This is a genomic window from Phyllobacterium sp. K27, from assembly GCF_054796155.1.
In genome coordinates this window covers 194,189-214,236 of record NZ_JBTWND010000002.1, presented here as the reverse complement: position 1 = coordinate 214,236, position 20,048 = coordinate 194,189, and the positions used below count along the sequence as shown (strand labels likewise).

The following is a 20,048-nucleotide window of genomic DNA, read 5'->3' as shown; positions in this document are numbered from 1 at the left end:
AAAAGCCTTTGACGGCGAATGGATAACACCGGAGCAGAGCAGAAGAGGAAAGTAGCTGCCGCGCTACACGCGCATGCTGGTGGGCTGCCTTGGCGCCTAAAGACGCTTGGCTGGGCCAAGGAGATGGAGCTGATGGTTCGAACTCACCAGATAAGAACGGCATCGCGCGGATACGGGCGATTTAGCGTTGATTCTTCTCGGCCTCATCCAGACGCTTTAACAAATCGCTGAAAGTTCTATCCGTTGCCACTGGGGTTTGCGCAGAACGCATCGCGTCCTTGAAGCTTGCCTCAAGCATCTGATTGCGGAGGTTTGTCACGCTGTCGCGCTTTTTCTTTGGATTGTTTTCATTCACAACGTCGCCTTTGGGTTTGGCATACAACCCACCGCAGCGCTGTTAGTTCCTTGTTATCGAGCAGGATGGACTCTTTCAGACAAAGGAGTAGAGTCAACACAGCATCGAGACAACATTTCGGCGTTCGATGCTTGAGAGATCATCTGTGCTCTTCGTCATATTGCGAGGAAACCACAATGCCCAGCCGAGACATTCACGCCAACAAATATTCATCTGACGACTGGGCTGTCTTGGATGAAGCATACAAGCTGGCGTATCAACATATCGGCCACATTCCTCAAGTTAAGCCCAATCGGTTGGCGCGCTCGGTTATGAGGTTCTTCGACGGAGGAGTGCATTCTGCCAGCATTCTCAGTTCGCTGGCAATGAACCGCGAAATGAGCCTGGTCGATAGTGTACGCGCACGAGGACGGACCGCTGACAACGATAATATGATTTCGAGCGATGAAGCTCTGTATTACGACTGGAAAACACTGGAATGGAAAGACTTGACCACAACCTAGACTGCAAGGATTGCGGCACGATCTATTTGACAATTCCGGATAATGTTTGCTTGGGGAACTATTGCGTCATGGCTCGCGGGCCTCTCTCAAACCGCTCCAGCCTGTCTAGCACCTGCATTTTGAGATCACGCCGACCGAAGAACCCCGATTGGGTTTGCTTCACCTCATCAAGTTGACGCTGCAGGTTCAGGTTGGCAGCAATCCTCGCCTTGCGATCCCCTGCCAGCTGGGCATCGTAGGATGCCAAACTCGCTCATGCTCGTTGCGCGGCAACGGGTTGTTCATCCATTTCTTAATGACGCCAATTTCACAATTATTGTGCGCCGCAGCAACGTTTTCGCACTTGCAGCATTGCTGTATAGTTGATGTGAATTTCTCACAACGAGGTGCGCGCAATGAGAACAATTTCTGACACAATCAGGCGGTTGAATAAACAGCAGAGCGTCCTGTCCAACGGAAGCGGAAACAACCGAGGGCGATTTTCTCCCCTCGCTGATTTTGGTTCCAATCCCGGACAATTGCGAGGTTGGACTTACCTCTCAGACAAACTGCCGCCCGACGCTCCGCTCGTTGTGGTTCTTCACGGATGCACGCAGTCGGCCGACGAATATGATGTTGGTTCGGGCTGGTCACTTCTTGCCGAGCGCTACGGATTCGGCGTGCTTCTCCCAGAGCAACAAAGAACGAATAATCCCAATCTCTGCTTCAACTGGTTTTCGACCAGTGACACGACGCGCGGCGAAGGTGAAGTTTGTTCAATTTCACAAATGGTCGAGACCCTGCTGAAAAACGACCGGATTGATCGAACGCGCGTCTATGTGACGGGGCTTTCTGCAGGGGGAGCCATGACCGCGTCGTTGCTGGCGACTTATCCCGAGTTATTCAATTCAGGAGCGATCATAGCGGGGATTGCACACGGCACTGCATCCACCATTCCCCAAGCATTTGACAGAATGCGAGGTCATGGACTTGAAGATGGGGCTGCACTTGCAGCACACGTTCGTCGGGCTTCAAACCACAAAGGCCCTTGGCCGAAGGTATCAGTCTGGCACGGAACGGCAGACACCACCGTAGACCCGATTAATATGGAAGCAATTATTGGCCAGTGGGGAATTCTGCACGAATTAGACCGATCTGCCTCAAAAAGCACTCTTGACGGACATCAGGTTCGAAAATGGCAAAATGCGGACGGTCAAACAGTTTTGGAGGCTTACGCTATCAACGGTATGGCTCATGGCACTCCCATAAAAAGTAGCGGTGAAAACGCTGTCGGGTCAGCGCGGCCATTCATGCTCGACGTAGGGACTTCATCTACCTGGCATATTGCTCAATCTTGGGGACTAATCGGGAAATCCACAGAGACCGCCTCGGTTTTAAATCCGACAGCCGACGTATACTCAGCACCTGCAGACGAACAGAGCGGCAATACGATTAAGAAAACGATCGAAAACGCTCTCAAATCGGCTGGTTTATTGAGATGAGGCGCGACCGCACCTTAAGGGGCCGTGGAGCTTCGCCAGCTTCTGATGCCATCGACTTGCGCGGAACAAGTCCTCAAAGCGCTTTCTGTAGCGGTGAGCCGCTTGACCAGATCACTGGCCGTTTTTACGGGACGGTATGGTTTCGGGCATGGAACCATCAGAACGGCCCGTGGATACCGCCCTCACGCGAGCCGGTTACGCGATTGATGCGGCCTGCAAGGTCCAAAGCGATTGACCGAGGTCCCCGCCCCTCAACAAGCCCTGCTTCCATAGTGGTACGGGCGGCAACTTTGATGTCTTCAACAATGCCGCCGATAAGATTGCTGCTGCGTTCCCAAAAGACCGCCTCGGCACGATAGTTGCGCATATCGAAGCGGGTAATAACTTCGCACCGTTTGGCTCTCTTAGCGTCGGCATGTCCGAAACAGCAGCAACGCCACCACCTTCGAACGCCTGAGCAACGGCCCTGCCCAATGGCCGGAAGGCTGTCGGATAAAGATACAGCGCTTCAATAGCCCCCTCTATGTCATTCCGCTCCAGCCTTTCCACTATCCGCCTGATCTGGATGTTCAACTTAATGTCGGCAACGCTTTCCATGAAGGCATTGCGCAGGAGCGGTTCGAAGTCGGCAATAAGCTGCTCAATCTTCTCGCGGGCTGAAAGGCGCTTGAGCATGTTGAAACCCTATCAGCTCGTGTTACGTTCGCCGCTGTGAAGCAGATGGAGAATTTCGATTGTTCAAAAAGATTACAAAAACGGTAGTTTATGCTCTAGGCGCAGTTCAGTTATCAGTTGGCATCTGGTGCATTGTGTTCGCTGAATCTGTTCTTCATCAACTATTCGGAACCGCCGGAATTGGCTTTGGAAGTATCACCTTGGGGATTGGTGCAATCCTGTCACGTATGGACGAGTACTCAACGCAATGAAGTATACAATGCTCAATCTGTTTGCTGCGCAGTTATATTGGGGCTTGGTGGCCTTGGCCGTTGTCATGTGTGCAGGGGTCACATGGAGCTATTTTACTGAAGGAACGGATGTTTACAACAACACCCTCATGCTGTTCGGTCTATATTTTACTGCAAGATTAATCTGTCTGTTTGCGATTGTTTTGCGCCGTGCAATTCGTGGACTTGGAAAGTTTATCTAGTCACGCCCTCACGAACAGCTTGTGGTAAACGATAGTCGCTGCCGGTTGTAGTGGCGCAACCTTGATGATGGTGTAACTCTTGCCGTTGAACATGAGCCGGTCAGTCGTGATTGGCTCGATAGCGAGACCCTTTGCAGCGGCCTAGGCTGTCTTGTCCGTTGACTTGACGAGAGTGCCGTCAACATTTTTTAGTTCAATAGCGAGTACGGCCGCAACGCATGGATACGGCGCGGGCACTGGCTCGCCCGGATCGTAGATCGGGGCATTACCCGGCATGTCACGCACGATAGAGCCGGCAGCGCCGAACTTATCCAGCAGACGCAAAGCTGTTGACTGAGCGCGGGCGTAATCGAACTTTGCCATTTTTATGCTATCTATGCTTTGACACAGCAACTGGATGCCTATGGCGCAAGAACCAAATGAAATGCGATTGGCTATTGTCGAGCGATTAATTCGCTTCAGTCAGCCTATTGCAACATCTCTTGAACATTTATCCCGGTTCGATTGGGACTATAACGGCGAGCCATATGTGATTTTCGAGGATCACGTCATTTCAGTGCTAAGGCGCTTTCTTAATGATGAACTGAACGCGCAAGACGTTGCAAACTGGGCTGATGCCCTTGAAGTTCGCGAGGACGTTGTATTTGACGAAACAACCGAATGGACACAAGAAACTATTCATCTGCTCTCAAACCCTATGATAAACGGAGAGATAACAAAGCCGTTAGTTATCGAACTGATTAATAATCGTCGGGGTTAACAATCAGACTACCAGAGCCCACGGCGTAATCTGGCAGAAGAACTGCCCAAGCAATCCGTCAATGATCACTACAGGCGTAGCTGCTGCAACCATGTCAGCCGGTGAAGTGCTGCTCGATATAGCATACTCGACTTCGAACTCCCCGACCTTTTCCTTCTTCGTAATGGAATTGCCTGTGACGACTGGCGAAAGGGGCTGCCAGGATTGATCAATTCCAGAAATGAAGCCTCGTAAGAAGCATTGATAATGGACTGGGATACAGCATCGGACGGGATTTTCTGTCCGTAATAGGTCACAGCACCGGTGAGCGGCCATGCACGATCTTGGTTGTATCCACCGGTTCGAGTTCCTGAAAACTTGGGTTCGTAACGATCGATGACGAGAGAGCCGCGCAACGTTGCAGCTACGATCTGCGCATCGGTCGTTCCATCGGGAATGACATAGCTGTGCGCTACCCAATAGGCCTGTAGAGCAGCAATGTTACGGGGCGAGTCGATCCGAAAGTTGTCCGGATAACGGTTATGAAAGAAGTTTCGCGGAAATCACTGCGGGAAAGACACCCTCAAGTGGGAAGAGTAGAGCAGCTTGTCACGGCGTTCACGCGAGCGCCTTTCGTTCTAAAAAGAGTCGCCGTCCGAACACTTGTACTCCAACATGCCTGTTCGGCGATCGACCCATCCGTCTTCTATGTTCATAGGAGCCAACGGGTCACCTCCAAATCGACACGAACACTAGCATGGAAGCAGTCTTTTGTTCCGATTTTTTATCGATTAGTGTTCCAAGCGGAGAGTTCCGCCATTGCGGTGGGCGGCCTTGTTCCAAGTGAGTTGCTCATTCAAGGACCGTGGTCGTCGCTACGGGAACGAACCAGGACTTGGCGCATTCTCCTATCAAGTAGTTCGCATAAATAGGAGTTTCCAATGAATAATTTGATCTGGCTTGTTGGCGCGGTTGTTATAGTCGTCGCTATCCTCGGATTCTTCGGATTGCGCTGAGAACCCACTTCAACCGCACCAAGAACAGTTGCGAGAACGCATACATCCGTGTCCCCGCCAGACATGATGAGCGTATCGACGTGAGCGCTCTTCAACAGGCTTTGGAAATCTGGCGAATAAACATGTTTGTCGATAAGGTTGGCAGGCGGAACATTGATCAACTTCCCGAACAACCAGAGCGCCTCGGACTGCTGCACCTTATACCGGCGAACGATAGAAGGTTAAGTCGCCTGCTTCTCCTCGGCAGCTTCCTCCGCCGTCTTCTCACATCTTTTGCGAAATTCCTCGACCTCGTTCTCAGTCAAGCGCTCAATCCCGATGAAGTTATTTTTCGCCTCGCTTGCGCGAATGACTTCATCAAGCTTTGCTTGTATCGCTGCGCCGTCACGGTTCTGGGTGTTTCGGATAAAGAAGACGGTGAGGAAGGTCACAATGGTCGTTCCAGTGTTGACGATCAACTGGCAGGTTTCGGAAAATCCAAATATCGGACCTGTAATTGCCCAGCCGAGCACAGACGCGACGCATATCATGAATGTGACGGATGACCGGCCGCTATGGCAACGTTGTTCGCTACCTTGGTAAAACTCTTGTTCAGGGACATGACGACACGTCCAGCTCGGTTCATTCAAGTTGTTAAACGCGGTCAGTTTTCTGATTTGCGCACGCGAAAGGGAACTTTCTTTGAGTAAGGTTGTTGAGTGTCTTGCTGTCAGAGGCGTTGACACTTCACTGACTGCAGGCTCGCCGCCTCGCTCCCGCGAAGAAGTTGAGGTTGTCGAGTCAAAAAATTGAATTCAGAGGAGAAATCGGTGTCTATCTCAACGTTTCAGGAACTTGGATACGGCAGCGCTCACTCGCAGATATTGATCGAAGCTCACCGCCTGGCTTCCCACGCTTTGAACCGTCATCCCCATAACCACGAACATAGCAGCCGATTGGCCACCACCATCATGAACTTCAGTGACCGGGGAATTACAGATCCGGGTGTTCTCAGCACGCTGGCGGTCAACCGCGAAAGGGCGCTGGAGCGGAAACAAGAAAAAGACATTCGCACCGCCAAGCGCCGTATCAATGAACAAAAGAGAAGAAGCAGGGCAACGGGAAGATCGGACGGCCTCTTGTGTTAAGAATAGGTCGTGCAGCCTTCGAAATTTATCTTTGTCTACTGGCAGCAGTACTCCAGCGACAATTTTAAAGCCGTCGCTATTTGCCGCTGGCATGGGAGTTAGGGAGTCAGATGCCCTTCAGCATGCGGGATGACCAATAAAGGCGGCGTTTCTCATCCCGAGAACATCCGACAAAGGTCCGGGGCGCAACAACCCTCACCTCATGCGCTGGATCAATCGGAGGGTACAAATCCCGGTTAGCGCATGCTGCGAAGCGGTGCTATCAGGTTTCCTTAGGTGAAGCCTTTCAGGATAAAATAAAATGGCGATTTCGGGCGTGCTGCAACTTGCAGCGTCAACATTAGTATTCTTGCTTGCTGCCATCGGAGCAAAACACTGGGCGATATCGCCCACACTTCTGAAGATGGTGCTTACGCTGATTTTATACACCATTGGCAACCTGATCATGCTGCGGCTGGTACGTGACTTTGGCATGGCGTCGGCATTTACTCTATCGGCGCTCCTGCAACTCGCAGCCGTTAATGCAATCGCCATATTCTATTTCGGTGAAAAACTGTCGGCAGCTCAGCTCGCCGGGATATTGCTGGCAATCATTGCCGTCGGGCTTATCACGCTCTCACCGTCAAAATAGCTGGATTCAAGAATAACGATCAGTCTTGCGGTTTCTCCCAACCGAAAACACTGCGGCCGCCCCACTGTGTTGATTGCTCGAATTCCCCGGCAACAATTTCCTTCAAATCAGGTCCGGTCACATACCGTTCCAACTGCCTGGACTGGTTGTCCAGCCGCGCAAGTGCATCCAGCTCTTCGCGCTGCCCCAGCTTGCCATTTTTGACAGCGGATTTCAGAACGTTGATAGTTTCATCGTAAACCTTGAGGGGCACGGGAAACGGATGGCGATCCTTACCGCCATGGGCAAGCGAGAATCGCGCAGGATCGGAAAAACGGCAAGGTGCGCCGTGCATAACCTCGGCAACCATTGCAAGCGCCTTGACCGTACGAGGTCCGACTCCGGGAACGAGAAGCAGATTCTCGAAATCAGCCGGAGCCGCCTCGACTGCCGCAGCGATATTGCCGTAAAGGCGACGCATGATGATGTCACTCTCCCGAACATCATGGTGCTCCGGCATGACAAGATGCGGCAGGAGCATTTGGTCTGAAAGGGTCGGCTTGACTGCAGGCGTCCCCTCGAGAGTTGCCACCTCCTCGACAATCCGGCCAGGATTCAATGTCTTCAAAACCTCGATTTGCTGTACCCGCGAGTCCGCTGCGCGACGATCAGCAAGGTTGATAATATTTCCGACCTGCTGACCTTCGATTGCGGCATGAGGAGCATCGACAAAGCTGGTCAGTCCCTCAGATAGCCAATGATAACGTCTTGCCTGTCGACTATCCCCATTCATTCCCAGCTGGACAACGACCCACTTTCCATCATCGGCAACAATGAAACCGTGGAGATAAAGATCAAAGCCATCCTGCACAGCGGCACTGTCTACTTTTGCGACCAGTCTGCTGGCTTGTCCGAGAGCTCTTCCGTCAATTCCTACACGCTCTCCAATCGCATTCAGCTCCGAAGGCGTTTTTCGCGAGTGAGAGCCGCGCCCGCCGCAAACATGAATTCCCAATTCATTCGACATTGGGGTAAGGCCACGTTTCAACGCGCCGATCACACTGGTTGTGATACCTGAGGAGTGCCAGTCCATGCCCATCACTGCACCAAAAGACTGAAACCAGAATGGGTGAGACAGTCGGCGCAAGAGTTCATCCCGGCCGTAATGGTGAATGATCGCTTCGCACATAAGTGCTCCGAGCTTCGTCATCCGATCGCCCAGCCAGCGGGGAACCCGTCCTCCGTGCAGCGGTAAATCCGCACTGCCAGCTCGTCTTGCCATTGATTGCTATAACCCCTGTTCGAATCCGTGGTGCGCAAGACGCTCTAAGATGGAATGTGGTGACAGTGGTAGTGAAACACAACTTCCATGGCATTTGCATGGATTACAAAAACTGACCCGAATTCTGGTTGTATCGGAACATTAGATTGGCTGATGGGTTTTCTGTCCCGGAGGACATATCATGCCAAAGCAAATCAGCGGCGGTTGTTTATGTGGCACCGTCAGATTTCATTTAGCTGAAATCGAGCGAACTCATCTTTGCCACTGTGACATGTGCCGACGCGCCACAGGTAGCGCATTTGCGGTTTTAAGTTGGGTTAAATCGGACAAGCTCAGATGGATGTCAGCCCTGCCAAAACAACGGCGTTCGTCACCCTTGGCGATCAGAAGTTTTTGTGGTGATTGCGGAACGCCGATCTCCCTGAATTACGATGGATCGGATGAGGTTGGTATATACACTGGGACACTGGACCAACCGGAAATCGCAATTCCCGCTTACAATTATAATTCTCAATCTCGTCTACCGTGGGTTACATGTGGCAGGCAGCTTCCGAACCAAGCAGGGACAGAGGATTGGTAATTTCAATCCCGGGATGGCGCTGGAGCGCAGCCGCGCCACCTCGTTTTATAAAAACGAAGCCGTATCGGCGGGACCGCATCCTTGCAGGGGTGTTGAGTGTGAGGCGTCCGATCTAACGCCCACCGGGAGGTTCTAAAAAATGAAAAAATTGCTGAATAACAATGGTTTGACGATTGTGTTGACCCTCGCCTTTCTGGGTAGTTTGCTCGGAATGTGGATCTCAGGCTGGTACCAAGAGAATGCTGAGCTCATCAGCCATGGTCTGCCACCCCTAACTCTGCTAGGCTATACCATGGATGAGTCTTTCCTATCGGCTCTCTTCGAAAACTGGGAAAGCGAATGGCTGCAAATTTCATTCTACGTCATGCTGACTGCCTTGCTGTTCCAAAAAGGATCTGCGGAGTCGCGTGATCCAGATGAAGCCTCAACAGCCGAGGACAAGTTGACGGCCAAGTCGTATCCTGTTTGGCTCAGACGTTCTGCGATGGGCCGATGGATATATCGCTATTCTCTGGGCCTGGCCTTGGCCATATTATTTTTAACCTCCTTCGTCGGGCATCTAATAGCCAGTTCTGCGTCCTACAACTCCCAAGCCACCATACACCACGAAGCCACGCGCAGTGTGATTGAACATTTTGCGAGTTCCCAGTTCTGGTTTGAGTCTTTCCAGAACTGGCAGTCGGAGTTCTTTTCAACCGCCATGCTGGTTGTTCTGTCCATCTTCCTGCGTTTCAAGGGCTCGCCGGAGTCTAAGCTGTGTCCGCACGAGACAGTGAGACCGGAGCTTAGGAGAACATATTTTCCTCGTGCGAGGGAACCAGTCTCTCCAACCAAGGTTAAGACTGCAAAGGAACCAGCATCATGCAAAACAAATCAGTCGAAGACCTCTACAATGATGGCTTGAAGGAAATCCTTTATGCCGAGCGTAAAGTTCTGCAAGCCCTGCCTAAGATGTCGGCGGCTGCAACTTCGGACAAGTTGACAGCTGCATTTGATAAACACCGAAAGGAGACTGAAGGGCATGTCGGTCGCCTCGAAAAAGTTTTTGCAACATTGGGTCAGCCCGTGGTGGCAAAGACCTGCGCAGGCATAGATGCGATAATTGAAGAAGGCGAACTAATCATTGCCGATTATAAAAACAGCCCGGCTCTCGATCTTGGGTTAGCCGCCGGTGCGCAGGCGGTCGAGCATTATGAGATCGCAAAATATAAAGCTTTGAAAAAGCTGGCGACGTCTCTTGGTAACTCAGATGCTGCCAAATTGTTGGATGCCACTCTACAGGAAGAAATACAGACCGACGCCGATCTTGACGCACTTGCCGATGCCTTGGGCGGTTCCAAGACCAAGCGCTGATCACCACGAATTCCCGCACTAGACCATAGAGGGACTACAATGCCCAAATCTTCGAAAAGTTCGCCGGCAGATAACGCAACGATCCATGATCAAAAACTCCATCGCGGTTCGGGTGGAGAACTGCATCAGCTGGCATCGACCGACACTCCAATACTCACGACGGCGCAAGGTGGCCCGGTAGCGGATGATCAAAACTCGCTGAAGATAGGAGCACGGGGACCAACTGTGCTTGAGGACTTCCACTTTCGTGAAAAGATTTTTCATTTCGATCATGAGCGCATTCCCGAGCGCGTGGTTCATGCACGTGGCTACGGTGCTCACGGATTTTTTGAAACCTACGAATCCTTGGCCCAGTATACGCGGGCTGACCTGTTTCAAAGGGCGGGCGAACGCACCCCCGCTTTCGTCAGATTCTCGACGGTGGCTGGCAGCAAGGGTTCCTTTGATCTGGCACGAGATGTCAGAGGTTTTGCCGTCAAAATCTATACGCTGGAAGGCAACTGGGATCTGGTCGGGAACAACATCCCGGTGTTCTTTATTCAGGACGCTATAAAGTTTCCGGATATGGTTCACGCGGTAAAGGAAGAGCCGGACCGCGCTTTTCCGCAAGCCCAGTCAGCACATGATAACTTCTGGGATTTTATCAGCCTGACCCCCGAAAGCATGCATATGATTATGTGGACGATGTCCGATCGGGCAATACCCCGTTCGTTTCGGTTTATGGAAGGCTTCGGCGTCCATACCTTCCGATTGGTTAATGCGAGGGACGAGTCAACGTTCGTCAAATTCCATTGGAAGCCGAAGCTCGGACTCCAATCCGTGGCGTGGAATGAGGCCGTTAAAATCAATGGTGCGGATCCTGATTTCCATCGCCGTGACCTCTGGGATGCGATCCAGTCGCAAGCATTTCCCGAATGGGAATTGCAAGTCCAGTTATTCGATCAGGAATTTGCTGATAATTTCGAATTCGATATTCTGGATCCGACCAAGATTATCCCGGAAGAGATTCTGCGTCCTATCCCTGTTGGCCGTCTCGTTTTGGACCGAATGCCCGACAACTTCTTTGCAGAAACCGAACAGGTCGCCTTCATGACCCAGAACGTCCCGCCCGGCATCGATTTCTCAAACGACCCGTTGCTCCAGGGGCGTAATTTCTCATATCTGGATACCCAGCTCAAAAGGCTCGGCGGGCCCAATTTCACGCACATTCCCATCAACGCCCCAAAATGTCCTTTTGCTCACTTCCAGCAGGATGGGCATATGGCAATGCGCAATCCCGTCGGGCGGGTAAACTATCAGCCAAATTCATGGGTTGAAGGCCCGAGAGAGTCCCCTGATAGAGGATTCCGCTCATTTGCTGACGCGGAGTCCGGCCAAAAAGTAAGGCTGCGTGCTGAATCCTTTGCAGATCACTACAGCCAAGCCCGTCAGTTCTTCATCTCGCAAACCTTACCTGAACAAAAGCACATAATCGCCGCTTTGACCTTTGAACTCAGCAAGGTAAAAACTCCGGTGATCCGTGAACGGATGGTTTCGCATCTTTTGAACATAGATGAGACACTGGCATCAAGGGTCGCCAAGGGCCTGGGTCTGAAAACTATGCCTGTCGCCGCCGAAGCGGCCATTCCCACACGTCAGGATCTTGACCCTTCTCCTGCGCTCAGCATTGTCAAGAACGGGCCCCAAAGATTTGAGGGTAGAAAGCTCGGAATTCTGCTGACCGACGGATTTGATATGACGCTACTGAAAGGTTTGCAAAAGGCAGTAATAGCCCAGAAAGCTGTTTTCGAGGTCATCACGCCGACGGTCAGCGGAGCCACGGCGTCTGATGGAACGTTTGTAGAAGCAGATCAAATGATAGATGGCGGCCCGTCAGTTCTATATGATGCTGTGGCTCTGCTGCCCTCAGAGCAAGGCGTCGGAGAATTGGTCAAGGAATCGACTGCCCGTGATTTCGTGGCCGATGCTTTCGCCCATTGCAAGTTTATCGGCTACAACGCGTCAGCAGTTAAATTGCTCGACAAGGCCGGAGTTTCCGGTGAACTCGATGAAGGCGTCATACAGCTGAACGGACCGGACGATATCGCGAAGTTTATCATGCAGCTTGGAAAGTTGCGCATCTGGTCACGCGAACCAAATGTGAAAATGCATTAGCAAAACAATCTTACGGAGCGCTGTGCGCTCCGTCTTTGAAAATGATTCCAGGTGGAACTAATCCATCATCAGTGCATTAAAATATCAGCTCTGTTGAGCTTAAACATTCGTGACCTGACAGAATAGGTCATTACAGGAGGTTTCCCATGGGCCGCGGTATTCTTCTATGGTTACTCGGAATTCCGATTCCAATCATCATTCTCCTCTTTCTGTTCATGCGATAGGAGAACATCATGTCCCTCACAGATTTGAACGTGGGCGCTGATCCGACCACGGAATCCAGCTCGTCCGCAGTAAGTTGGGGGCCAATCATTGCGGGCTCCGTCGCTGCGACTGCAATCACGCTTTTGCTTACGCTGTTCGGTTCGGGGTTCGGGCTGACAATGGTCTCACCATTTGCGTCTGAAGGCGCATCCGCCGCAACGTTTGCGGTGTCTACAGCCGTCGGGCTGATCATCGTGCAATGGGTATCAGCTGCTTTCGGTGGTTACCTGACCGGCAGGCTGCGCACCAAATGGTCCGGCGTTCACACGAATGAAGTCTATTTCCGTGATACGGCACATGGGTTCATCTCATGGGCAATTGCAACATTGTTTCTCGTTGCCGTTCTCGGTTCTGCGATCTCTTCGACGATTGGCGCCGGTGTTCAAGCCGCTTCCAGCGTTGCCTCGGGTGCCGCCAGCGCAGCTTCAACAGCAGCAGATGCTGCCGCAAACAGTGACTCGGCAAACTACTTTGTCGACAACCTGCTACGCCCCGGCAGCCCGGCCGCTGCCAATGCGGAACAGGCAGGTCAGGCTGCATCGGAAGTATCGCGCATTCTCTTGAACGCAGCGACTACAGGTGAAATGCCTGCCGATGATCGCGCCTATCTCGACCAGCTGGTTGCCTCACGCACCGGCTTGAGCGAGGCAGATGCCAAGGCACGCGTTGATGGCGTTCTGGCTCGTATTGAAGAGGCCAAAAAGTCAGCGCTCGAAACAGCGGAGACAGCCCGGAAGGTTGGAGCAACAACGGTATTCACGACCGCATTGTCGCTTCTGATCGGAGCCTTCATCTCCAGTGTTGCTGCCGCAATCGGCGGTCGCCAGCGGGATGAGGATGAAGACCGTTATCTGACCACATAAATTCAAAAACGCCCATTGAAGCTCCCGTCGTGGCAGGAGTTTTGCCAATCACTGCGGTTACTTTAGGATGGTTATAATGGACCAAAGCGATCAAAACGAAGCCCGCCAACGCTCTCTAGCAGTGGAAGGGACGTTGATCCAGTTGCTGGATCTCCTAACTTTGCGAGGAGTGGTCTCTGTTGAGGAATGCGACGAGATGCTGGACATGATCTCGAAAAGTTCCGACTTTTCGGCAGCGAGGGTTTCTCACAATCGCCATAAGCTGGAGCAACTCAAAAAGATTCGCGCTGCAGCTCCGTCGCCGCGTAGCACTTCATAAAGTGGGCCGTTAAATTCTGTTCATCCGGGATGGACCGCGTCGTCGTAGGAGAAACCTATGTGGGACTCTCCGTTTTTCTTGATTTGGCCAGGCGCTCTATTGTCCGTTGCAGCGGTCGCTGGCCATCGCGGTAGTCTTGCCACGCTATGCTTTTCGAAATAAGTGTGGGCATAGTTCGCATTGTGAACCGCTTAGAATCAAGATCAGATTTCACCTGCGCCCACGACAGTGGCATTGATACCGAAGCCCCTGCCGTGCGCACGGCGACAATGGTGCCACTTCAGTCGCCATGCGAATTCGACCGTGCCGCAGGCTTTTCGTCATGTTGATAAGATGAAGATCCGGATGGTCACGCGCCATCAGCTCGCAAACGTCGTGTGCGAATTTCTTTCCCTCAGACCAGGACAGTTTTTTGCGATTTTCGACAAGAAGCGGCGTCACCACGTGCAGACCCTTGCCGCCCGTGGTCTTGCAGAAACTCACAAGTCCGAGCTCATCCAGAGGTCCTGCACTTCCCGTGCCGCAGCAACAACCACAGAAAATGGAACATCGGGTGCAGGGTCAAGATCGAATACCAAACGTCTTGGCACCAGAGGATAACCAGGCTCGCAGTTCCAAGGGTGGATTTCTATGCCGCCAATCTGGGCAACCGCAGCAAGACCTTCTATCCGGTCGATCTGCAGATATGGCTTCTTGACACCGGGCAGATTGATCAGCTCGATTAGATTTGATGTTCCTGGCATGGCGTGACGCTGAAAAAACTGTTCTCCCCCGATGCCGTCCGGCGTCCGGATGATGGAGCATGGGCGTCCCTTGATATGGTTGATAAGCCATGATCCAACAGCCTCGTGGTATCGTGCAAGGTCAAGCTTGGTGACTGGTTTACCGTCATTCGCATCGGGCCAAAGTTCCTTGTCGGGGCTCGATATCAAAACTCCCACTACGGGCACCTTTTCGCCTTTGCGACGAGGTTGGCGAGTGGCAGGCTCCGGATCGGCAACTTCAACTCTGGGCGATGCGGGCGTTTCCGCCTGCACCTCGCCTGCTGGTTTATCTTCCCGCAGGCCCTTAAAGGCAGCCTGACGCACCTGGCCATCTGTCGTCCATCCGGCGAACTCGATTTCAGCGACGAGTTCCGGCTTTAACCAAACTATATCAGATGTTTTCTTCGGCGCACCTATCCCTGTAAAGGGCGATTGGTTTGCTTCTTTTTCTTTCAACTTAGGGAGCAGCGTTGAAACGGTTTTGGCACCATATCCAGTTCCGACCCGGCCAACATAAACGAAGTGGTCACCCCGATTGACGCCTACCAAGAGGGAGCGAAACTTACCGTTTGTTTTGCGTAAGCACCAATCACCACCTCATGGCCGGCGCGGCATTTGGATTTTACCCAGTCTTCGGTGCGACCTGATCTATACGGTGCGGTTTTCCGTTTGGACACGATGCCTTCCAAAGACAGCCGGCAAGCAGATCGAAGGACGACATCGCCACCCGTTTCAAAATGTTCGACGAACCGAAGGCGCGGATCGTCTCCCGCGTCGTTAAGGAGCGCGGCAAGCCGCTCTTTGCGCAATGTCAGTGGTCGTTTTCTTAAATCCTCTTTCCCGACGAATAGCAGATCGAAGGCGAAATAAACCAGAGAATCGGACTTTCCTTCCGATAATGCAGCCTGCAAAGCCGCGAAGTCGGGCGCACCATTATCATCGAGCGCGCAGATTTCTCCGTCGATGATCGCATTTGGCAGTTTCGATGCAGATCGGGCGATAGCGGGATACTTCGCGGTCCAATCCAAGCCTTTCCTGGTCTTCAGAACGGAATGGCCATTCTCGACTGACATCTGGATACGATATCCATCGAACTTGATTTCATGAATCCATTCATCGCCGGATGGCGGTCGAGTAACTGTTTCGCAAAGCTGGGGAGTGATGAATTGAGGCGCTACAGGGTTTGTAGTCTTATCGTTGACAGGGGTTCCTTTTTTGCGCTCATCAGAAGCAACTCCGTGTAGGTTATCCCAAACAGCGTCGGCCCCGACAGGCTGTTGTGACATAAACGGTGTCGGTTTCTTTCCCTTGCCGGAAGCGATAGCATTCATCGTTCTGCCGGATGCTACGGAAATGTCAAACTCCTGAAGGATAGCCGCTCCGTTTGCATCGACGGAAGAAGCGTCCTCATGCTTGATGAGCAACCAGTTTGTTCGTTTGCCCCCGTTCCGGTCGTGCCGCATGCGCACGAGAACAAAGCTTCCACGGAGCCGCTCACCTTCCAGCGTGAACTTGAAGTCGCCTTTGGCAAGCGCTTCTTCCGGCGTTTTTTCCTTCTGGCTCCCAGTACCCCCGATCCCACAACATCACAGTGCCGCCGCCGTATTGCCCTTTCGGAATCGTGCCCTCGAAGTCGCCGTAATCCAGCGGATGATCCTCGACCTCGACGGCCAGACGCTTATCATGGGGATCCAGCGACGGCCCCCTCGTCACGGCCCAGGATTTGAAGACTCCATCAAGCTCCAGCCGAAGATCATAGTGCAGGCGGGTGGCATCGTGCTTTTGGATTACGAACCGCAGACGTGGGGATGGAGCAAGATCGGTTTCTCCGCTTGGTTCCCTGGTTTTTGGAAATCACGTTTGGAACGATATGTCGCCAGTTTCTCAGCCATGGGTTCCGATCTCTCAATTGCGAACGATTTTTTTGCTCTGATAATCCCCTATTTGCCTGAAACCCGGATAGCTCCTGCGTCGCCTAGACTATGTTGAACAACGGAGACCTGATTGGCGGCAATTTCAACGGAAATCTCGATCTCCCCTCCCAGTTTCGCTTCATTGTCCTGTGCTGACGGTGCGGTACCGGCCGTGTTGTCGCTGGTAGCTGATTGAATAAAAACGTTGGGCCGTTCTACGCCGTGTTGTTGGACGAGGTGTTCAACAGCCATCTCTGCGGCATCGCGTGTTTCAAAAATGGCCCGGATTGTAGTTGTACTCGAATCTGACATTCTGCATCTCCCTTTCAACGCAAACGTCTTCACAGGTTATTGGTTTCGTGACGAAGTTGAAAAGGCGAAAAGCTGCGCGAACGAGCAATAGGAGTTGCGGGCAGATCAATCTTTCGACGACCATCCGCCCAGAACTTGCGGAGTTTCTGCAGTTTCGACCTGGAGTGACAAGCGTCCGGAATAAAAGCTCTGCATTGCATCGTGCGCTTGGTCTGAGGAACTGCACACAGCATCGCTTACTACAATCACCCGGTAACCAAGATCAACTGCACCCAACACCGTCGCCAGAACACAAACATCCGTCTCTCCTCCGGAGACCAACAGTGTATTTACATTAGCCGACAAAAGTATTTTATGAAGCTCCGTGAAAGGCCAAGGTGAGTAGATGTTTTTGTCCAAGATCCGGGCTGGAGGAACATAAGTCCTCAATTCTGAAACAAGGTCGACTTGATCAAGAGTAAGCTGATCAAGGGTCATGTTGCTCCATTTTCTGTAGTAACGCATCCACGCCCACCCGCGCCTTCTGACGCGGCCGGGGGCACAAACCTCGTAAATACGGTGCGCTCGGGTTGTCGTTCCACGAGCTTGCAAATTTTGGGAAGAACGGTCTCAAACCAAGGCATCGCCCATGGACTGCTGCCTGTAAAAATTCCCTGCATGTCCACGCAGAGGTGAACAGCTGACCTGCCTATCGGGCCGTATCTTAAACCTGCTCCCATAAGATTGCCTCGACATGGTTTTGGGCTTGATCAGTGTAACGTGGCCATCTTTTTTCTCCGAAAGCACTCGCGGATTGGCGCTTGCGACACCGTCATCATCGGATTTGGTTTTACCTTTTGCGAAACTACCTTTTGCATCACCTTAGTTTGAGATGCTGTTTTGGTTTCTTGCTCAACACGGGTACTGGTCCTGGATGCGCCCCATCCCGGTATGCCGGAATGGGGCAGTCAAGTTAAGGCATCAGGTCGCGTGTCTGGCGAAGGCGATCACGTTCCTTGAGAACATCGTCATCCGTGTATTCAGGCGCGTTTTCATCGAAACGGTCCCAGCCTTCTTCACGATACATTGACCGCCGCGCTTCCAGGTCGACGGCGCTTTCGTCACTGAGAATAGCTCTTGCCGCATCGGCGTGCTCATCTTCCACGCGCGCAGAGACGAGCGTGCTGCCACGGCGAACGCCTTCTGCGTACACATGCGCATCGTCCTCATCGACACCGGAGGTCGTGAGGGAGCCGATAATGCCTCCAGCGGCACCGCCTGCTGCTGCCCCCGCTACTGCGCCAGCTGCTGTTGCCGCCAGCCAGCCGGCAGCAACAACGGGGCCAACGCCAGGGATCGCCAGCATTCCCAATCCAGCCAGAAGTCCGCCTGTTCCTCCAACAACTGCGCCTACACCGGCGCCGGCCGCAGCACCCTCCCCGGCATTGCTGTCGCGGTCCTCTCCATCGCGGCCGACGATAGTGATATCGGACGACGAGATGCCAGCGTCCTCCAACGCATTTACTGCCGCTTTCGCGTCGCTGTGGTTATCGTAAAGTCCTGTTACCGTCTGCACATCAAATCTCCCTTTTGATTTTCTGCGTCGCGATTATTTCGCGACCTCTGTGATGTTTCCTTGATAGTCGAGCTTTACGTTCGATGATTTCCCATCCTTGGTGGCCGTAGCGCTCCAGACTCCGTCTTCACCTTTGGTGAGACCGCTAACCTCGGAATACCCTTTGCTTTCAATGCGCTCCTTTGCCTGCGCCTCAGTGAAACTGTTCTCTCCGGGCACGGGAGCGGACGGATTTACTGTATCAGGTGTAGCAACTGCTGGTGTCTCCGGATCTGCGGCCGGTTTTGTGCCGGTGTCCTGCGCGTGTGCTGTTGAAAGGAAAGAAAGAGCACCAAGTGCTATCACGAAACGGTTCATCGTTACCTCCAATGGTTTCTGACCTCCGTGGATCAGCTGAAAAGGTAACTATTCGTTAGTTGATAGGTTCCACACTTGACGAGTTGGCCATGGAAACCGACGTGGCTCTGGGCGTTCCCGCCAATCGGGAGGCTAACGTCATGTCGCTGCTGGCTGCTAGCATTATCCAGTCGCAACCACAGCGACGGGTAAATCAGCCGATACCGCCGCCCATCAATTCCGACATGCGCTGGGCATTTTTGATAGAACGGCCATCACGATCGTTGTTGAAATAGATCCATACCGTTTTGGCGCTGGATTGCTTTATGCGCTGAGCCCATATCATGAGTTCGGCATCGCTATAATCGTGGCGATACCACTGTTTGACTCCGTGAAACCGGATGTAGAGGTCATCTGCTGTCTGCACGAGTTCATCCGGCAGCCGAGGACCGCTGCACGAGCAGAACGTCACCCCGGCGACTTTAAACGCGCTGAAAACGTCCTCGTTCCACCAACTCTTGTGACGAAATTCGACGACGTTCCTACGGCGAATGTCCATTTGTGATAAAATCGATCGCAACATTTCGGGGCTATACCGCACGCTTGGCGGCAACTGAAATAGAAAACATCCCATTTGTGGGCCGAGGAGGTCGGCGATGTAGCCGAAATCTTTGATCAGAATTTTCGTCTCCTCGAACCGCTTGATATGGGTGATCAGCTCGCAGACTTTAATTGTATAAAGGAAGCTTGGGTCCGCTTGGCGAATCCAGGTTTTGACCGCTACGATTGTCGGCCAAGAGTAAAATGGAGCGTTGAGTTCGACCGTCTTGAACCGGTCCTGATAAATCGAGAACCAGCGGCTCGTGGGTATATCCGCAGGATAAAAATTCCCCTTCCAATGCCAATAATACCATCCAGAACAACCGATATGGATGCGTCCAGACAGATCACCCGTCACGATTTCGACGGTTTGCGGATTGGCCACGCGCTCCTGATGCATTTTACTGGCACGATCAACATTCGCGTCTCGCTGTTTTTGTCGGCGCTCGGCACGCCGGGCACGTCGCGCTGTGATTTCTTCCGCTGTACGCTCCAACACGCTAGCTATCCTTTACAGAGGCATACGAGGGGCGGCGGCGTTGTAATGTCTTTTGCATCAGTCGTTTCATGAGATTTATTCGAGTTCCGGGGGCCAGTTGTCCGCTAAGTATGTCCCGATACGAGATGTGTGTCTTGGATCGCGCGAGCCACGAATGTGGAGATAGGGATGCAATCGAGGGCTTGTGCCGTTACTCGTTCGTACCCCCATCTTGAAGCGATCGATCGGGCTGCGTAGCCTCAATGACATCGAACGCCTGGATTAAGAACCAGATTA

23 protein-coding genes and 3 pseudogenes are annotated in these 20,048 nt (G+C 52.6%); 12 read left to right on the top strand and 14 right to left on the bottom strand.

Annotation, left to right across the window (positions count from 1 at the left end; all coding sequences use genetic code 11):
* Nucleotides 1–531 precede the first annotated feature (531 nt).
* Nucleotides 532–858, top strand: coding sequence for a hypothetical protein (locus ACYJL1_RS17915; RefSeq protein ID WP_460898280.1), 327 nt, complete (start codon nucleotides 532–534; stop codon nucleotides 856–858).
* A 58-nt stretch (nucleotides 859–916) separates the two neighbouring features.
* Here the strand turns inward: ACYJL1_RS17915 and ACYJL1_RS17910 are convergent, their stop codons facing one another.
* Nucleotides 917–1,105, bottom strand: coding sequence for a hypothetical protein (locus ACYJL1_RS17910; protein ID WP_460898279.1), 189 nt, complete (start codon nucleotides 1,103–1,105; stop codon nucleotides 917–919).
* A gap of 148 nt (nucleotides 1,106–1,253) precedes the next feature.
* On the opposite strand from ACYJL1_RS17910, the gene ACYJL1_RS17905 reads away from it, so the two are divergent.
* Nucleotides 1,254–2,339 carry an extracellular catalytic domain type 1 short-chain-length polyhydroxyalkanoate depolymerase gene (locus tag ACYJL1_RS17905; RefSeq protein WP_460898278.1) on the top strand — a complete coding sequence of 362 codons (1,086 nt, stop codon included), beginning with the start codon at nucleotides 1,254–1,256 and terminating at the stop codon, nucleotides 2,337–2,339.
* Nucleotides 2,340–2,353: 14 nt separating this feature from the next.
* Here ACYJL1_RS17905 and lysC read toward each other — a convergent pair whose 3' ends face one another.
* Both lysC and ACYJL1_RS17895 read right to left on the bottom strand, forming a co-directional pair.
* On the bottom strand, nucleotides 2,354–2,497 hold the full coding sequence (gene lysC / locus ACYJL1_RS17900; protein WP_460898277.1) for an Rz1-like lysis system protein LysC: 144 nt from the start codon (nucleotides 2,495–2,497) through the stop codon (nucleotides 2,354–2,356).
* A 37-nt stretch (nucleotides 2,498–2,534) separates the two neighbouring features.
* A complete protein-coding gene (locus tag ACYJL1_RS17895; protein ID WP_460898276.1) occupies nucleotides 2,535–3,014 on the bottom strand; it encodes a hypothetical protein in 480 nt (159 codons plus the stop codon).
* Nucleotides 3,015–3,273: 259 nt separating this feature from the next.
* On the opposite strand from ACYJL1_RS17895, the gene ACYJL1_RS17890 reads away from it, so the two are divergent.
* Nucleotides 3,274–3,486: a hypothetical protein gene (locus tag ACYJL1_RS17890; protein ID WP_460898275.1), complete on the top strand. Its 213-nt coding sequence runs from the start codon at nucleotides 3,274–3,276 to the stop codon at nucleotides 3,484–3,486.
* Nucleotides 3,487–3,627: 141 nt separating this feature from the next.
* Here the strand turns inward: ACYJL1_RS17890 and ACYJL1_RS17885 are convergent, their stop codons facing one another.
* Nucleotides 3,628–3,849: a hypothetical protein gene (locus ACYJL1_RS17885; protein ID WP_460898274.1), complete on the bottom strand. Its 222-nt coding sequence runs from the start codon at nucleotides 3,847–3,849 to the stop codon at nucleotides 3,628–3,630.
* Nucleotides 3,850–3,889: 40 nt separating this feature from the next.
* On the opposite strand from ACYJL1_RS17885, the gene ACYJL1_RS17880 reads away from it, so the two are divergent.
* Entirely contained in the window at nucleotides 3,890–4,246 is a 357-nt protein-coding gene (locus ACYJL1_RS17880) for a hypothetical protein (protein WP_460898273.1), read from the top strand.
* A 3-nt stretch (nucleotides 4,247–4,249) separates the two neighbouring features.
* Here ACYJL1_RS17880 and ACYJL1_RS17875 read toward each other — a convergent pair.
* From ACYJL1_RS17875 to ACYJL1_RS17865, 3 genes and pseudogenes are all read right to left on the bottom strand, one after another.
* Nucleotides 4,250–4,743 (bottom strand): annotated as a pseudogene (locus ACYJL1_RS17875) (DnaT-like ssDNA-binding protein).
* A gap of 500 nt (nucleotides 4,744–5,243) precedes the next feature.
* Nucleotides 5,244–5,393 (bottom strand): annotated as a pseudogene (locus tag ACYJL1_RS17870) (isochorismatase family protein); the annotation flags it as partial.
* Between the two features lie 69 nt (nucleotides 5,394–5,462).
* On the bottom strand, nucleotides 5,463–5,966 hold the full coding sequence (locus ACYJL1_RS17865; RefSeq protein ID WP_460898272.1) for a low affinity iron permease family protein: 504 nt from the start codon (nucleotides 5,964–5,966) through the stop codon (nucleotides 5,463–5,465).
* An 84-nt stretch (nucleotides 5,967–6,050) separates the two neighbouring features.
* On the opposite strand from ACYJL1_RS17865, the gene ACYJL1_RS17860 reads away from it, so the two are divergent.
* Nucleotides 6,051–6,368 (top strand): hypothetical protein, encoded by a 318-nt coding sequence (locus tag ACYJL1_RS17860; RefSeq protein ID WP_460898271.1) that lies wholly within the window; start codon nucleotides 6,051–6,053, stop codon nucleotides 6,366–6,368.
* A 301-nt stretch (nucleotides 6,369–6,669) separates the two neighbouring features.
* Nucleotides 6,670–6,999 (top strand): hypothetical protein, encoded by a 330-nt coding sequence (locus ACYJL1_RS17855; RefSeq protein ID WP_460898270.1) that lies wholly within the window; start codon nucleotides 6,670–6,672, stop codon nucleotides 6,997–6,999.
* A gap of 19 nt (nucleotides 7,000–7,018) precedes the next feature.
* Here the strand turns inward: ACYJL1_RS17855 and ACYJL1_RS17850 are convergent, their stop codons facing one another.
* Nucleotides 7,019–8,260, bottom strand: a complete 1,242-nt coding sequence (locus ACYJL1_RS17850) for a DUF763 domain-containing protein (RefSeq protein ID WP_460898269.1) — start codon at nucleotides 8,258–8,260, stop codon at nucleotides 7,019–7,021.
* Between the two features lie 181 nt (nucleotides 8,261–8,441).
* On the opposite strand from ACYJL1_RS17850, the gene ACYJL1_RS17845 reads away from it, so the two are divergent.
* The 6 genes from ACYJL1_RS17845 (at nucleotide 8,442) to ACYJL1_RS17820 (ending at nucleotide 13,793) form a co-directional block, all read left to right on the top strand.
* The gene (locus ACYJL1_RS17845) at nucleotides 8,442–8,840 is read left to right on the top strand and encodes a GFA family protein (RefSeq protein WP_460898268.1); all 399 of its coding nucleotides are present in this window, start codon (nucleotides 8,442–8,444) and stop codon (nucleotides 8,838–8,840) included.
* Between the two features lie 139 nt (nucleotides 8,841–8,979).
* Nucleotides 8,980–9,744, top strand: a complete 765-nt coding sequence (locus ACYJL1_RS17840; protein WP_460898267.1) for a DUF6766 family protein — start codon at nucleotides 8,980–8,982, stop codon at nucleotides 9,742–9,744.
* Nucleotides 9,702–10,193, top strand: coding sequence for a YciE/YciF ferroxidase family protein (locus ACYJL1_RS17835; protein WP_460898266.1), 492 nt, complete (start codon nucleotides 9,702–9,704; stop codon nucleotides 10,191–10,193). Before ACYJL1_RS17840 ends, ACYJL1_RS17835 begins: the two co-directional genes overlap by 43 nt.
* A gap of 39 nt (nucleotides 10,194–10,232) precedes the next feature.
* Nucleotides 10,233–12,347 (top strand): catalase, encoded by a 2,115-nt coding sequence (gene katE, locus ACYJL1_RS17830; protein WP_460898265.1) that lies wholly within the window; start codon nucleotides 10,233–10,235, stop codon nucleotides 12,345–12,347.
* 233 nt (nucleotides 12,348–12,580) lie between these two features.
* The gene (locus tag ACYJL1_RS17825) at nucleotides 12,581–13,474 is read left to right on the top strand and encodes a hypothetical protein (protein WP_460898264.1); all 894 of its coding nucleotides are present in this window, start codon (nucleotides 12,581–12,583) and stop codon (nucleotides 13,472–13,474) included.
* 76 nt (nucleotides 13,475–13,550) lie between these two features.
* Complete coding sequence (locus tag ACYJL1_RS17820; protein WP_460898263.1) at nucleotides 13,551–13,793, top strand: hypothetical protein; 243 nt, start codon at nucleotides 13,551–13,553, stop codon at nucleotides 13,791–13,793.
* Between the two features lie 55 nt (nucleotides 13,794–13,848).
* On the opposite strand, the pseudogene ligD reads toward ACYJL1_RS17820, so the two are convergent.
* The 6 genes and pseudogenes from ligD to ACYJL1_RS17790 form a co-directional block, all read right to left on the bottom strand.
* Nucleotides 13,849–16,449: pseudogene (gene ligD, locus ACYJL1_RS17815) on the bottom strand (DNA ligase D).
* A gap of 48 nt (nucleotides 16,450–16,497) precedes the next feature.
* Entirely contained in the window at nucleotides 16,498–16,782 is a 285-nt protein-coding gene (locus ACYJL1_RS17810) for a hypothetical protein (RefSeq protein WP_460898262.1), read from the bottom strand.
* Nucleotides 16,783–16,887: 105 nt separating this feature from the next.
* On the bottom strand, nucleotides 16,888–17,259 hold the full coding sequence (locus ACYJL1_RS17805) for a cysteine hydrolase family protein (protein ID WP_460898261.1): 372 nt from the start codon (nucleotides 17,257–17,259) through the stop codon (nucleotides 16,888–16,890).
* Nucleotides 17,260–17,734: 475 nt separating this feature from the next.
* A complete protein-coding gene (locus ACYJL1_RS17800; RefSeq protein WP_460898260.1) occupies nucleotides 17,735–18,337 on the bottom strand; it encodes a general stress protein in 603 nt (200 codons plus the stop codon).
* 33 nt (nucleotides 18,338–18,370) lie between these two features.
* Complete coding sequence (locus ACYJL1_RS17795; protein ID WP_460898259.1) at nucleotides 18,371–18,694, bottom strand: PepSY domain-containing protein; 324 nt, start codon at nucleotides 18,692–18,694, stop codon at nucleotides 18,371–18,373.
* Nucleotides 18,695–18,887: 193 nt separating this feature from the next.
* Nucleotides 18,888–19,673, bottom strand: coding sequence for a DUF72 domain-containing protein (locus tag ACYJL1_RS17790; RefSeq protein WP_460898293.1), 786 nt, complete (start codon nucleotides 19,671–19,673; stop codon nucleotides 18,888–18,890).
* Nucleotides 19,674–20,048 lie beyond the last annotated feature (375 nt).